The sequence below is a fragment of the Pantoea sp. A4 genome (assembly GCF_000295955.2).
Classification (GTDB): Bacteria; Pseudomonadota; Gammaproteobacteria; order Enterobacterales; family Enterobacteriaceae; genus Pantoea; species Pantoea multigeneris.
Genome location: NZ_ALXE01000017.1, coordinates 111,012 through 124,615, shown reverse-complemented (window position 1 = coordinate 124,615; position 13,604 = coordinate 111,012). Strand labels below are relative to the sequence as shown.

Below are 13,604 nucleotides of genomic sequence, written 5' to 3'. Positions count from 1 at the left end.
CGGCAATCATCATGTTTGTAATGTGCTCCCCTGCGAGTAGCTGGGCCAGCGAGTTGACGTGCCATCCTGAACAGTTTGGCGGCAAAGCGGATGGGCACACCCTCAATACCACGGCGATCCAACAGGCGATTGATACCTGTGCCGCGCAAGGTGGCGGTAAGGTGATACTCAGTGGGGGGCGCTGGCTTTCCGGCCCGATCATGTTGAAAAATCACATCCATCTGGTGATCGACAAGGGCAGCGTGTTGCAGGCCGTCGATGATCAAAAAGCCTTCGTAGCGGCTTTCATTGGCAGCGCGGCACAAAACAGAGAAGCATTGATCCTGGCGAATAACGTCCACGACATTGCCGTGACCGGGGGTGGCACCCTTGATGGAAGCGGTCAGCAAACCTGGTGGCCAGACGCCATGTCGCTGCGTAAACAGGTTCGTTCGGGCCATCCGGAAGCATTTACTGCGCGGTATAAAGATGTGCCGATCGCCAATGGCATGCCACGTCCCTGGCTGTTTGAGCTGAATAACAGTGCGTTTGTTCACATTGATAACGTGAAGCTGACCAACTCCCCAATGTGGAATCTGGTCATACGCCACAGCCACAACGTCGAGGTGAACCACCTGACCGTGTCCAACCCACCCGACTCGCCCAACACCGATGGTATTGATATTGTCTCTTCCGCTGACATTCACATTGCCCATGCGGATATCTCCACCGGCGATGACCATATCTCGATTAAATCTGGCATCGTTGCCGCTGCGGACGCGTCTTCCGGCGATATTGCTATTTCTGATTCCATTATGCGCCAGGGGCATGGTATCTCGATTGGCAGTGAAACCATCAATGGCATTGGTAAAGTGTCGGTGTCACATGTCAGCTTTATTGATGCGGAAAACGGCATCCGGATCAAATCGGGCCGGGATCGTGGCAGTCTAATCGGCCCTTTTAATGTCAGTCATGTGCGCATGCAGAATGTCGCGACGCCGCTGCTGATAACGGACAGCTACAGCGGCCAGGCGGGTTCAGCAGGAAATTCACTGGTTTCAGCGATTTCACCGGAGAAAGTAACCCCCACCACGCCGCTTATTTCCGGCGTTTCAGTGACGGATCTCACCGCGACCGGCGCACGCTATGCCATGATTTTATCGGGTTTGCCCGAAGCACCAGTGCGTGATCTCAAACTGAATTCGGTCTCAATCTCCTCCGTGCATGGCATTCAAGCCAGATATGTCAGCGGTTCCTTGAATCAAGTCACGGTTCACGCGTCTGAGGGGGCATCCCTGGCGAGAGGTCCGGGCGTCAATCTGACAACCGCCAACGCGATGGAGTGACCAAGGTCGGAGCCGGTGTTTTCCGGCCCCCTTTCGCTTTGGCTGTTCAGGTGTGACCAATATGCCCCGTAACAAGGCAGGCCCCGTGCCGTCCGGAGATCAAAATATTTTTTAACAACACCCAACGGCGCACCCTAAAGTAACTCCGCGACCAGAGTACAGGGCTTACTGTAAGCGGTGTGCAGAACGCGATAATCATTCCTTAATTTCCTACTGAGTACGAAGCCTTGCCAGGCGTTCATCAAGATATATGTGAAAATTTCACCAGTTACTCACATTCACATTACAAACAGCTTTTAACGTCGCTGCATAACCAAAAAATCGTAAACATGTTCACTTTTTGACACATCATTTATGAGCCAGCCTAATAAAGGCTATCGTTCCTGCCCGACTAATACCCCAAAACGCGTCATGTTACGATTCTTTTGCAGTTTGGACGATCTCTGTTGTTGACTAGTGAGACTCATATGAAAAAGCTGAATGCTGCAATTATCGCGGTAACGACACTTCTGACGCTAAATAGTGCCTTAGCTATTGACATGGTCAGTAACGATAATGGGAAAATAAAATATACGGCGTAGCCGAAGTTTATCACTTAGCAGGAAACAACCATCGATAATCCTGTTATATCCTCTAACGCCTCCATGATGTTCATCTACTCGCGTTAACTTTTTCGTCTTTATACTTCAAAGGCCGCTTTTCCAAAGAGGTGTGGGAATGAATCGACAAGAAATCATCATCGAGGAATTATTGTCATGGATCAACGATAACCTGCGTAACCCACTGAAAATTGAGGATGTAGCGAGGCGATCGGGTTATTCAAAGTGGCACCTACAGCGCATGTTTCATCGCATTATGCATGTCAGTATGGGTGAGTATATTCGTGATAAGAAATTAGCGTTAGCGGCTCATGATTTAGTGGATAGCAGGGACGCCATTATGGATATATCCATCAAATATGGTTACGAGTCCCAGCAGTCTTTCACGCGTTCATTTGTGCGCAAATATCATGTCCCGCCTGCTAAATTTCGCCGTTTAAAAAACAACAATTCCGATTTTACCGTTTAATTCCTTCTATACCGGTCTCCGGGAGACAATAAATATGCCCATTAATGCGGCAATAAAGCCTTTGGCTTTGCTATGCGCGTTTGTCATTTTAAACACCACAGGATGTGATAACGCATCAAGTGATACCGATCAGGTGCAACAAGCTCCTGAAGTGCAGGTCCTCACCCTCGCCACACAAGCACAATCGATGAGTACTGAGTTACCCGGACGCACGCTCGCCTTTCGCGTAGCGGAGGTTCGCCCACAGGTCTCCGGCATCATCCAAAAACGGGCCTTTGTGGAAGGGAGTGATGTTGTCGCTGGTCAGACCTTATATCAAATCGACAGCGCACCCTTCACAGCCAGTTTTAACAGTGCAAAAGCCGCAGTTGCCCAGGCCGAAGCGAATGCGCGTCTGGCGCAGTCGACTTATCACCGCTATCGCCAGCTCTCGGGTTCGCATTACATCAGTCAGCAAGACTATGATCAAGCTGAGTCAACCGTTGCTCAGACACGCGCTGCGGTTGATGTGGCTAAAGCGGCCATGGAGAATGCACGTATTAATCTGGCCTGGAGCACCATCACGTCACCCATCAGCGGCCGTATTGGCAGTTCCTCAGTAACGGAAGGGGCGCTGGTGACCAGTGCCCAGAGTGATGCGCTTGCCACCGTGCAGCAACTCGACCCGATGTATGTTGATCTCACCCAGTCCAGTCAGGACTTTCTGAGCTTAAAACAAGAACTCGCCTCTGGTCGTCTCAAACAGCGGCAGGGCAAAGTCGTGGTCAGTGTCGTGATGAGCGACGGTTCAGTCTATCCGCACGCCGGGACGCTGGCTTTCTCGGATGTCACTGTCGACCAAACCACCGGTTCAATCACGTTACGGGCCATTGTCCCTAACCCGGACCACATGCTGCTCCCTGGGATGTTTGTCCGCGCGCGCCTTGATGAAGGCAGCAATCCCAGCGCCCTGCTGATCCCACAGCAAGCCGTGACGCGCACTCCGCGTGGTGATGCGACTGTGATGGTGGTAGGCAGCGACAATAAGGTCGAGATACGCCTGATTCAGGTTGCCCAGGCCATTGGCGATAAGTGGCTGGTGGCCGGCGGTCTGCATGCGGGAGAACGGGTCATCACCTCCGGCGTACAGAGAGCCCAACCCGGCATGACCGTGAAGCCCATCACCTCTTCTGCCCCGACAACAGGAACCTCTGACTGATGTCCAGATTTTTTATCGATCGCCCTATCTTCGCCTGGGTGCTAGCGATCATTGTGATGATCGCAGGTGGCATCTCTATTCTGAAACTGCCTGTTGAGCAATATCCCGACGTCGCGCCGGTTGCCGTGCAGGTCCGTGCGACCTATCCGGGTGCGGATGCTACTACGCTACAAAACAGCGTCACGCAGGTGATAGAACAAAACATGAGTGGTCTTGATGGACTGATGTATATGTCCTCCACCAGTGACTCCTCAGGCACGTTGCAGCTGACACTCTCATTTGAGAATGGCACCAACCCGGATATTGCTCAGGTTCAGGTGCAGAATAAGCTCCAGCTCGCCACGCCGTTGCTGCCGCAGGAAGTGCAGCAGCAGGGGATCACGGTGCGAAAATCGTCCAGCGTCTTCTTCCTCGTGCCCGGTTTTGTGGATGAGTCCGGCCGCATGAGCATGGAAGATATTGCAGACTACGTCGCCTCCAATCTGAAAGACCCCTTAAGCCGTATTAGCGGCGTCGGTGACACTACCCTGTTCGGTTCGCAGTATGCCATGCGTATTTGGCTCAACCCCAGCAAGCTGGATACCTATCAGCTAACGCCGGTCGATGTCATCAACATGCTTGAGACTCAAAATGCCCAGGTTGCCGCCGGACAGTTGGGTGGCGCGCCGCCGGTCAAAGGACAGCAGCTGAATGCTTCGATCATCGCTCAAACGCGCCTGACATCACCGGAAGAGTTCGGCAACATTTTGATGAAAGTAAACGCCGATGGCTCGCAGGTGCGTTTGCGCGACGTAGCACGGATAGAACGTGGGGGTGAGAGCTACAACTTTGTGGTTAAAATCAATGGCAAACCGGCATCTGCTTTGGGGATACAACTGGCCAGTGGCGCGAACGCGATTGCCACTGCCAATGCCATTCGCGCCAAAATCGACGAACTGAAACCGTTTTTCCCGCAAGGGCTTAAAGTGGTTTATCCCTACGACACCACACCGTTTATTACCATTTCCATTCATGAAGTGGTGAAAACGCTGTTCGAAGCCATTGTCCTGGTCTTCCTGGTGATGTATCTGTTCTTGCAAAATCTGCGTGCCACCCTGATCCCCACCATTGCGGTACCGGTGGTTTTACTCGGCACGTTTGGCATTCTCAGTGCTTTTGGCTACTCGATTAATACCCTCACCATGTTTGGTATGGTGCTGGCCATCGGTCTGTTAGTCGACGATGCGATTGTGGTTGTTGAGAACGTGGAACGGGTGATGGCAGAGGATGGCCTCAAGCCGAAAGCGGCTACGCGAAAATCCATGGGACAGATTCAGGGTGCGCTGGTCGGGATTGCGTTAGTGCTTACCGCCGTGTTTGTGCCCATGGCCTTCTTCGGCGGCAGTACCGGCGTGATCTATCGCCAGTTCTCCATCACCATTGTTTCAGCCATGGTGCTGTCGGTGCTGGTTGCACTGATTCTGACGCCTGCGCTCTGTGTCACGATCCTGAAACCGATTAAACCCGGTACTCATGGTCAACACCGGGGATTCTTTGGCTGGTTCAACCGCAAGTTTGATCAAAGTGCACACCACTACACCAACGCTGTGGCGCGCATGGTGCATCGGAGTGGCCGCTACCTGGTGATTTATGGCGTGATTGTGGTGGGGATGGCGGTGCTGTTCATGCGTTTACCGACCTCCTTCTTGCCATCAGAAGATCAGGGCGTGCTGGCTACGCAAGCGATTCTGCCCGCAGGGGCAACCCAGGAAAGAACGCAAGCGGTGCTGGATCAGGTCAATGACTACTATCTTCACAATGAAAAGAACAACGTTGAGAATGTTCTGACCGTGAATGGCTTTGGTTTCGCCGGCCGGGGTCAGAACGTGGGGATTGCCTTCATAGGCTTGAAAGATTGGTCACAACGCAGTGGCGAAGAGAACACGGTAGACAGCATTGTCTCCCGCGCAATGGCCCGTTTTAGCAAGATCATGGACGGCAGCGTGGTTGCATTTAACCTGCCGCCGATTATCGCCTTAGGCAATGCCACCGGATTCGATTTTGAACTCATCGATCAGGCAGGCCTGGGCCACGAAAAACTGACTGAAGCGCGCAACAAGCTGCTGGCACTGGCGCAGCAACATCCTGATGTGTTGGTAGCGGTTCGCCCCAACGGCATGGATGACAGCCCACAGTACAAGCTTAACATCGACCAGGAAAAAGCGGCGGCACTCGGCCTGACCCTTTCTGACATCAATACGACGTTGAGTAGCGCCTGGGGCGGCAGCTACGTCAATGACTTTGTTGACCATGGCAGGGTGAAAAAAGTTTACATCATGAGTGATGCGGCCTACCGCATGATGCCGGAAGACCTGAACAAGTGGTACGTGCGCGCCAGCAACGGCAAGATGGTGCCCTTTGCCAGTTTCTCCACCGCTGAATGGGTCTATGGTTCACCGCGTCTGGAGCGCTTTAACGGGCTTTCCGCCGTTGAAATTCTGGGGCAACCGGCACCGGGTAAAAGCTCGGGAGAAGCCATGGCACTGATGGAGCAGTTGGCGAAGCAACTGCCCACCGGGATTGGCTACGACTGGACCGGCATGTCCTATCAGGAACGGATGTCAGGCGAGCAGGCCCCTGCACTTTATGCACTTTCTCTAATTGTCGTATTCTTGTGCCTGGCGGCGCTGTATGAAAGCTGGTCGATCCCGTTCTCCGTAATGATGGTGGTGCCTTTAGGCGTATTTGGTGCACTGGTTGCCACCATGATGCGGGGGCTAAACAACGATGTGTATTTCGTGGTTGGCCTGCTGACGACCATTGGCCTCTCGGCGAAGAATGCCATCCTGATTGTCGAATTCGCCAAAGATCAGATTGAGAAAGAGGGTAAGAGTGTCATTGAAGCCACGCTGGACGCGGCCCGGATGCGTTTACGCCCCATTTTGATGACCTCGCTGGCGTTTATTCTTGGCGTCTTGCCATTAGCCATCAGTTCAGGTGCGGGGTCTGGCGCACAAAACGCCGTTGGCACCGGTGTGATTGGCGGTATGGTGGCGGCGACACTTTTAGCCATCTATTTTGTGCCAGTGTTCTTCGTGGTGGTGCGAAATCGCTTTGGCAGTAAAAAGCATGATGAAGATGAAGACGAGTAAGCGGCACATTAATCCGCACTCTCCGGGCTGATATTCTCCCTGAATGACTCTAGCCCTCCGTCAATACCGTGCCGGGGGGCTATTTTTATTCATCTTGCATGCTGGTCGGCCCCACCAGAGCAATCACCGGTGACGCAGGTGGGCTCAAGCTTTCTATTTACGGTATTGCGCTTCAACGCGTTCCTGTTTAATTTTTGCATCAATCGAGAGTTCAGCGGTGGGCCGCAGTAATAAACGCGCGAGGCCAATCGGATCGCCTGTTTCACGACAAAAGCCATACTCGCCCTGCTTTATCCGCTTTAATGCCGCATCGAATTTTGGGACCAGTCGAGTTTCGCGGTCGATCTGCCGAAACAGTAAACGCAGCTCTTCTTCCCGAATGGCTTTGTCTGCTTCATCGCCGTGTTGTTCGCTGCGCTCAAGCTGGCTACGCAGATAGGCAAGATGCCCAATCAGTTCACTGCGTTCGTGCTGTAGCAGCCGGTTAAAGAAGTCGGATTGTGCATCATTCATGTAGTCTTCAGCGGGCATCGACAGGATTTTTTTCTGCTCAGCGACGGTGGGTTTGGTCATAGAAATGGCCCCGGTAAATTTTATTTGTTGTGTTATAACATAACACATTATATAGGGCGATTTCATTGATTAAGCTAACCAACACGTTGGGTGGGGAAAAACAGGCATTTATTCCCATCAACGCGGACCAGATTGGGATCTATGTTTGTGGCGTCACTGTGTATGACCTGTGTCACCTGGGTCATGGGCGCACATTTGTCGCTTTCGATACCATCGTGCGCTACCTGCGACATTCAGGTTATAACGTCAAATTTGTGCGTAATATCACTGACATTGACGACAAAATTATTCAACGCGCTATTGAAGCGGGTGAAGACTGGCAACAACTGGTCGCCCGTATGACGGCTGAAATGCATCAGGATTTCGCTGCGCTCAATATCTTGCCTCCCGATGTTGAGCCAAAGCCCACTGAGCATATTCCCGAGATCATCAGCCTGATCGAACGGTTAATCGCCCGTGGTCATGCCTATCTGACCCCAGAACAGGATGTGATGTTTTCTACCGCCTCAGCGAAAGATTACGGCAGGTTGTCCGGGCAGAATATTGAACAGCTTCAGGCCGGAGCGCGCGTCACCGTTAACCCGAAGAAACAGAGCCCACTTGATTTTGTGTTGTGGAAAGCAGCGAAACCGGGTGAACCCTCATGGAATTCGCCCTGGGGCGCGGGGCGTCCTGGCTGGCACATTGAATGCTCTGCGATGAACAGCCATCACCTTGGTACGCATTTTGATATTCACGGTGGCGGTGCCGATCTTATCTTTCCGCATCATGAAAATGAGATAGCCCAGTCAACCAGTGCCCATGACGGCCCCTATGTAAATTACTGGCTGCATACCGGCATGGTGACTGTCGACCAGGAGAAGATGTCGAAATCGCTGAATAACTTTCTTACCCTGCGCGACATGCTCCAGCGCTACAACGGCGAAGTCCTGCGGCTGTTTTATCTCTCCGGCCACTACCGTAAACCGCTCAACTTTACGCCGGATAATGTGGATTCTGCCCGCGCTGCCCTGGCTCGCCTCTATTCTGTCTGCTGTTTTGCCAGTGATGTTGAGTCCCGCGATCGCGCCGCATGGGAAGAGCGGTTCAGGCTGGCGATGGATGATGATTTTAATACGCCACGGGCGTTAGCGGTGATGTTTGACCTTGCCAGAGTGGCTAATCAGAAATTAAAAGAGGAGCCCGACGAAGCGGCCGCCCTTGCCACCACGCTTAAACATTTGGGCCAGGTGCTCGGACTTCTTTATCAGGAGCCTGAACGCTACCTGCAATCAAACCCCCGGTGGGATGAGGCAAAAATGCAGTACATCACCGCTCAGGTGCAGGCACGAGAGGACGCTCGTCATAATCATGAGTGGCAGCGTGCAGATGAGATCCGGGCCTGGCTTGAAGCGCAAGGCATAGAACTGGAAGATCAAAACGGCAGGACATCCTGGAAGGTCAAGTAACCGCTCTCGTAGAGAGCGGCCATGAGCAAGAGCCTGACGCAACATGCCGTCAGGTTCTGTTTACTGTTACTGCTGAATAAATGTCAGCAGGTCATTATTCAGCTGGCTTTGATGTGTCGCAGCCAGGCCGTGGGAAGCACCAGGATAAACTTTCAGTTTGGCCTCCGGGATCAGGCTGGCAGACAAAAGACCGGAATGACCGATGGGCACAATCTGATCGTCATCGCCATGGATCACCAACGCGGGCACGGTGATTTTTTTCAGGTCTTCGGTGTAATCCACTTCCGAGAACTCTTTGATACAGGCGTACTGCCCGACAATCGATCCGGCCATACCTTGCTGCCAGAAACTCTGACGCAGCCCTTCGTTGATTGCGACACCTTCGCGGTTCATGCCAAAGAACGGGATCGCCAGATTGAGATAGAAGTCTGAACGGTTCTCCAGTACTCCCTGACGAATGCCGTCAAAGACCGCGATATCGGTGCCGCCTGGCCACTGCTCGGTAGACACCATCACTGGCGGTACGGCCCCCACCAGTACGGCTTTTGCCACACGGTCGGTTCCATGACGTCCGATATAACGAGCCACTTCGCCGCCCCCGGTGGAGTGGCCGACCAGCACCGCGTTTTTGATCTCCAGCGCATTCAGCAGTGTTGCCAAATCATCCGCGTAGGTATTCATATCGTTACCATACGCCGGTTGATCAGAGCGGCCGTGTCCACGTCGGTCATGGGCAATAACACGGTAGCCCTGTTGCAGCAGAAACAGCATCTGCCCGTCCCATGCGTCTGAACTCAACGGCCAACCGTGGGAAAAAATCACCGGCTGGGCATTTTTGTCGCCCCAGTCTTTATAGAAGATGCGGGTGCTGTCTGATGTGGTAATAAAGCTCATGATGATATCTCCAGTAATTCTGTTTTTAGGGGGAATACTTATCTGACTTAAATGCTGACGACGTTACTGGCTGAGGAACACCCGGGCGCTCGAAAGCTTGCCGTGGCTGACGGTAAAAATATCCTCACCCCGCACCTGAACCGGGTTCTCCTTCGGGCCGTAACCCCAGGTCACACGGGCTATGCCGTGGTTCCACTCCACCGGGGCGGGGGTAAAACGGAAGCCGGGATGCTGTGACTGCACGTGACTGATGGCGGCATTAACCCGTTCTGCACCTTCATTCAGGCCGCCGGGATCAGCGACGAAAAAGTCTGATGTGTAAACTCCGGCGAACGCCTTCGCCCGTTCTGCGGCATCGGTGTTGTTCCAGATAGCAAAGTGGCGATCGATAAGCTGTTGCAGGCCCACAGGTGCTGCCTGAGTGGTTGTCACGTTCATGGTGATGTTCTCCGCAAATACGTTATGGGTGCCTGCCAGCAGCGCTGCCAGGAGTAAACCTCGGGTGATGTGCTTGTTCATATCGCCTCTTTTCACTGCGCTGTTTTCACTTTGCCGACCAGCTCAATCTGCGCACCCCATGGCGTCAGGAAGTAAAACCACTGGGTGCCATCGGCGTTAGTCACCGGCTCATTCAGGGTTTTCAGACCGGCTTGTTTGATGGCCCGATAGCTGGCGGCGACGTCATCGGTTTTCAGCGCGAGATGGGTTTCTGCATCATCATCCTGATGCGGGCGTTCATGGCTGATTTGCGCGCCACTGTACTGGAACAGCTCTACTCCAGTGCCATTCGGCAGGCGCATCATGACAAAACGCTTGAGTTCACTTGAGGTGCGCCAGTTAAAGGCGGTTTTCCACGCATCCGGGATAGCGCCGGGGGTGATGTCTGACGCCAGTTGTGCACCAAAGGTCGTCTGGAAGAAGCTGATGGCCTTGTCCAAATCCGGTACGTTGATCCCCACGTGATCCAGCCCAGCAACGGTGACCAGCGGTGTCTGAGTCGCACTGAAGGCCGGTGCGGAAAGGCTGATTGCGCCCACTAACAGTGAAGAAGCGAAAAGTGCAGAAGCGATGTGTTGGGTTTTCATAGCGTTAGTCCTGTTATGTCCATGAGCAAATGGCTGTGTGTTATCTGCGACAGCCAGCGTTGTTGCGATGGAAGAAGCATATCGACGGAAAGGGATTTTCAAAATAGAATGATTTGAAACTCATCATTGCAGATTTGAAATGACAAAATTCCCCGATTTCGAAGGACTCGCGATGTTTGCGAAAGTGGCAGAGGAAGGATCTTTTGCGGCAGCAGCTCGTGTCATGGGCGTTTCCGTGCCTACCGTGTCCCGCGCAGTGGCCCGTCTGGAGGAACGTCTGGGCGGAAGACTGTTTAACCGCACCTCACGCCAGATTGCGTTGACGGAGTTCGGCCAAAGCATGGCGGCCAAGGCCTCAGAAATGTATCGCCAGGCGGAGGAAGTAGAGAGTGAAGCCCATGAACTGTCGGTACAGCCGCGCGGCCAGGTCCGCTTAGCGGTGCCGATGTCGTTTGGCTTACGCTGGGTTGCTCCGCTGATGCCAGAGATTATTCGCCAGTTCCCCGAACTCAGCGTCGACTTACACCTGTCAGATGCGTCGGTTGATCTGATTGCAGAAGGCTTTGATGCCGCATTACGTATTGCGGCACTGCCGGACTCCTCTCTGGTGGCGCGTAAGTTATGTTCCGTCACACAGTATCTGGTTGCCTCTCCCGCTTACCTTGCTGAACACGGAATGCCTGAGCATCCGCGTGAGCTTTCGGCGCGGCAGTGTTTCAGTTATGCCTATCGCGCACGCAGTCAGGTATGGCGATTTACTCACCAGTCTGGTGCACAGGAAGATATTGTGCCCAGTGGCCCGCTTCGGGTGACAAACTCAGACGCGCTGATCCCGCCGCTGCTGGCAGGACTTGGTATTGCAGAGCTGCCTGAGTTTATGGTTGCGGAGTATCTGCAAGATGGTCGGCTGGTCCACCTGCTGAATGAGTGGTCCATGACGCAGGGTGGCCTGTACTTTGTCACGCCAACCTCGCGGAGTCGCCCGTTGAAAGTGAAAGTGCTGTCGGACTTTTTTGCCAGACATCTCGGCAATCCGGAATGGCGCTGGCCGCAGTGATCAGACCCTTTATTACAATAATGAAATGATGAGTTTCATTCTTTGCTATTTTGTGTACTCCTGATTTTCCCTATTGTTGTCCCATGTCGCCGATACCGGCCCGACACCGACAATGACAGGAGCACTCTGATGAAAACCGCCATACAGCTACTGCAAAGCTACCTCGACAATATCCAGGAACCTAAAGCCGCCGCAGCCTTCTTCGCCGCCGATGGCGTGCTGGAACTGCCTTACCTGGCAACACTGGGTCTGCCTCACCGCGTGCAGGGACCTGCTGAAATCGAAGCATTTATCGCCGGATTGCTGGTGAAAGTGCCTGATTTTCGCTTCCGCAATATTCAGTTTTTTATCGATACCCCGACCCAGGCATTCGGAGAGTACAGCGTAGAAGCCCCTCTCATCGGGACAGACCGGGTCTATAAACAGACCTATGCTGGCCGTCTGGTCGCTGAGGACGGAAAAATAAAACTGCTGCGTGAATCACTGGATACGCTGGCCGCATGGCGCGCTTTTAACGGCGAGCACGCCTGATCTTCCCTTTATTCCCTTTCTGGAGAGCAAAACATGAGTCTGAATACCTTTGATGCACGCATTTCAACCGCAGGCGATCACGATAAAACGCAGCCCACTGAGATTATAGTGAGTGCTTACTATCGAGTGCATCCTGATGATCGCGAAACCTTTATTAATGCCGTGAAACCGGAAATGCAGGCCGCCCAACAGCTGCCAGGCTGTGTGTTTTACGCCTTTTCGCAAGATCTGGTTAACCCTGATGCTTTCCATCTGTCCGAAGGCTGGGCAGATATTGACGCCTATGAGCGGCATGAGCACTCAGAAACCTTCTTAACCGCGCTGGCGACCGTGGTCCAACAGGTGCGGATCCTGCATCGCGAAGGCATTCGTTATGATGTGGCTAAGCAGCACATTGACGACCCGCGTGGCAAAGTATCTGGCTAGCCGGTGACGCACAAACGTCTCAATGTCTTGTTTGGGTAGGTTCCTGAGGTATTCATCTTCCGTTTGATGACTTCAGACTCTGCTGCGCGATATTTTCTGTCGCGCTGATGCCAAATCCTCACGACATCGGCCCTGCGACATTCAAAGCCAGGGCTATCTCTTTTCAGAGCAGATAGCCCCGTTTATGACCAGAGCACTCTGTCAGAGGAATGATATGTTCTGGTCACCGTCAATTACTTAACCGGTTGGGACAATGGCTGACCTTTAACACCGGCATAGAAGACAACTAATTCAACGGGTTTATCGCCCGTGGTAGCACGATAAGCGGCATCGACCATTTCAGGCACGGCCTGCCCGGCAACCAATTTTTCTGTTTTACCCGTCGCTTTTGATTCGACTGTGATCTCGCCCGAAATAATATAGCTGGCGTTTGGCATAGGGTTCGTGTGCCACGGTAAAGCCGAGTGCGGCGGAAGCGCGACTTTCAATACCGTCAGTTCCGGCTTTCCTGTTGCATATTCTTTATAGTCAGCGCCATCCCACGCTTTATCGCTTTGCATCAGAATTTCACTTTTAGCTGCCGTCGGTTGTGCCGCGACTGCCAAGCCAGAACATGCCAAAGCGAGTACTGCAATCATATATTTCATTCTAAGTCCTTAATTGACTACGGAATTATCAGAGCAGAGATAGTAATCAAATGCGAATGAGACGATTTCTTGTTTTAAGCTGTGTGGCTTTCGATAATGTTGCCAGGCAACTCAGGGATAACTGCCCTCCCTTCCCCAGACCTGATCAGCGCCGTTGGTGTGGCCATCCGCGTTAACTGACAGGGAAACTAACGCGCACTTTGCACAACCTCAACGCAAAA

At 53.0% G+C, this 13,604-nt stretch carries 13 protein-coding genes; 8 read left to right on the top strand and 5 right to left on the bottom strand.

What is annotated here, in order from left to right:
- Positions 1 to 11: 11 nt before the first annotated feature.
- The 4 genes from B880_RS0103605 to B880_RS0103590 all read left to right on the top strand — a co-directional run bounded on the left by B880_RS0103605 (position 12) and on the right by B880_RS0103590 (position 6,722).
- Entirely contained in the window at positions 12 to 1,325 is a 1,314-nt protein-coding gene (locus B880_RS0103605) for a glycoside hydrolase family 28 protein (protein WP_017346006.1), read from the top strand.
- A gap of 717 nt (positions 1,326 to 2,042) precedes the next feature.
- Positions 2,043 to 2,393, top strand: coding sequence for a helix-turn-helix domain-containing protein (locus B880_RS0103600; protein WP_017346005.1), 351 nt, complete (start codon positions 2,043 to 2,045; stop codon positions 2,391 to 2,393).
- Positions 2,394 to 2,427: 34 nt separating this feature from the next.
- Complete coding sequence (locus tag B880_RS0103595; RefSeq protein WP_017346004.1) at positions 2,428 to 3,591, top strand: efflux RND transporter periplasmic adaptor subunit; 1,164 nt, start codon at positions 2,428 to 2,430, stop codon at positions 3,589 to 3,591.
- Positions 3,591 to 6,722 carry an efflux RND transporter permease subunit gene (locus B880_RS0103590; protein ID WP_017346003.1) on the top strand — a complete coding sequence of 1,044 codons (3,132 nt, stop codon included), beginning with the start codon at positions 3,591 to 3,593 and terminating at the stop codon, positions 6,720 to 6,722. Before B880_RS0103595 ends, B880_RS0103590 begins: the two co-directional genes overlap by 1 nt.
- 153 nt (positions 6,723 to 6,875) lie before the next feature.
- On the opposite strand, the gene B880_RS0103585 is transcribed toward B880_RS0103590, so the two are convergent.
- Entirely contained in the window at positions 6,876 to 7,295 is a 420-nt protein-coding gene (locus B880_RS0103585; protein ID WP_017346002.1) for a TraR/DksA C4-type zinc finger protein, read from the bottom strand.
- A 65-nt stretch (positions 7,296 to 7,360) separates the two neighbouring features.
- On the opposite strand from B880_RS0103585, the gene cysS reads away from it, so the two are divergent.
- A complete protein-coding gene (gene cysS / locus B880_RS0103580; protein ID WP_017346001.1) occupies positions 7,361 to 8,743 on the top strand; it encodes a cysteine--tRNA ligase in 1,383 nt (460 codons plus the stop codon).
- 66 nt (positions 8,744 to 8,809) lie between these two features.
- Here cysS and B880_RS0103575 read toward each other — a convergent pair whose 3' ends face one another.
- The 3 genes from B880_RS0103575 to B880_RS0103565 form a co-directional block, all read right to left on the bottom strand.
- Positions 8,810 to 9,637 (bottom strand): alpha/beta fold hydrolase, encoded by an 828-nt coding sequence (locus tag B880_RS0103575; RefSeq protein ID WP_017346000.1) that lies wholly within the window; start codon positions 9,635 to 9,637, stop codon positions 8,810 to 8,812.
- Between the two features lie 63 nt (positions 9,638 to 9,700).
- A complete protein-coding gene (locus tag B880_RS0103570) occupies positions 9,701 to 10,156 on the bottom strand; it encodes a nuclear transport factor 2 family protein (RefSeq protein ID WP_017345999.1) in 456 nt (151 codons plus the stop codon).
- 11 nt (positions 10,157 to 10,167) lie between these two features.
- Entirely contained in the window at positions 10,168 to 10,722 is a 555-nt protein-coding gene (locus B880_RS0103565; protein ID WP_017345998.1) for a VOC family protein, read from the bottom strand.
- Positions 10,723 to 10,861: 139 nt separating this feature from the next.
- Here B880_RS0103565 and B880_RS0103560 point away from each other — a divergent pair, with 139 nt between their 5' ends.
- The 3 genes from B880_RS0103560 to B880_RS0103550 all read left to right on the top strand — a co-directional run bounded on the left by B880_RS0103560 (position 10,862) and on the right by B880_RS0103550 (position 12,736).
- Positions 10,862 to 11,779: a LysR family transcriptional regulator gene (locus tag B880_RS0103560; RefSeq protein WP_026042404.1), complete on the top strand. Its 918-nt coding sequence runs from the start codon at positions 10,862 to 10,864 to the stop codon at positions 11,777 to 11,779.
- Between the two features lie 129 nt (positions 11,780 to 11,908).
- The gene (locus tag B880_RS0103555; protein WP_017345996.1) at positions 11,909 to 12,310 is read left to right on the top strand and encodes a nuclear transport factor 2 family protein; all 402 of its coding nucleotides are present in this window, start codon (positions 11,909 to 11,911) and stop codon (positions 12,308 to 12,310) included.
- Positions 12,311 to 12,343: 33 nt separating this feature from the next.
- Positions 12,344 to 12,736 (top strand): putative quinol monooxygenase, encoded by a 393-nt coding sequence (locus tag B880_RS0103550; RefSeq protein WP_017345995.1) that lies wholly within the window; start codon positions 12,344 to 12,346, stop codon positions 12,734 to 12,736.
- A 233-nt stretch (positions 12,737 to 12,969) separates the two neighbouring features.
- On the opposite strand, the gene B880_RS0103545 is transcribed toward B880_RS0103550, so the two are convergent.
- Complete coding sequence (locus tag B880_RS0103545) at positions 12,970 to 13,383, bottom strand: cupin domain-containing protein (RefSeq protein ID WP_017345994.1); 414 nt, start codon at positions 13,381 to 13,383, stop codon at positions 12,970 to 12,972.
- Positions 13,384 to 13,604: the final 221 nt, after the last annotated feature.

What these genes read in the sequence shown, in the direction of transcription:
- B880_RS0103605 (WP_017346006.1), top strand. Translation starts at nt 12, where the DNA reads ATGTTTGTAATGTGCTCCCCTGCGAGTAGCTGGGCCAGCGAGTTGACG.
- B880_RS0103600 (WP_017346005.1), top strand. Translation starts at nt 2,043, where the DNA reads ATGAATCGACAAGAAATCATCATCGAGGAATTATTGTCATGGATCAAC.
- B880_RS0103595 (WP_017346004.1), top strand. Translation starts at nt 2,428, where the DNA reads ATGCCCATTAATGCGGCAATAAAGCCTTTGGCTTTGCTATGCGCGTTT.
- B880_RS0103590 (WP_017346003.1), top strand. Translation starts at nt 3,591, where the DNA reads ATGTCCAGATTTTTTATCGATCGCCCTATCTTCGCCTGGGTGCTAGCG.
- B880_RS0103585 (WP_017346002.1), bottom strand. Translation starts at nt 7,295, where the DNA reads ATGACCAAACCCACCGTCGCTGAGCAGAAAAAAATCCTGTCGATGCCC.
- B880_RS0103575 (WP_017346000.1), bottom strand. Translation starts at nt 9,637, where the DNA reads ATGAGCTTTATTACCACATCAGACAGCACCCGCATCTTCTATAAAGAC.
- B880_RS0103570 (WP_017345999.1), bottom strand. Translation starts at nt 10,156, where the DNA reads ATGAACAAGCACATCACCCGAGGTTTACTCCTGGCAGCGCTGCTGGCA.
- B880_RS0103565 (WP_017345998.1), bottom strand. Translation starts at nt 10,722, where the DNA reads ATGAAAACCCAACACATCGCTTCTGCACTTTTCGCTTCTTCACTGTTA.
- B880_RS0103560 (WP_026042404.1), top strand. Translation starts at nt 10,862, where the DNA reads ATGACAAAATTCCCCGATTTCGAAGGACTCGCGATGTTTGCGAAAGTG.
- B880_RS0103555 (WP_017345996.1), top strand. Translation starts at nt 11,909, where the DNA reads ATGAAAACCGCCATACAGCTACTGCAAAGCTACCTCGACAATATCCAG.
- B880_RS0103550 (WP_017345995.1), top strand. Translation starts at nt 12,344, where the DNA reads ATGAGTCTGAATACCTTTGATGCACGCATTTCAACCGCAGGCGATCAC.
- B880_RS0103545 (WP_017345994.1), bottom strand. Translation starts at nt 13,383, where the DNA reads ATGAAATATATGATTGCAGTACTCGCTTTGGCATGTTCTGGCTTGGCA.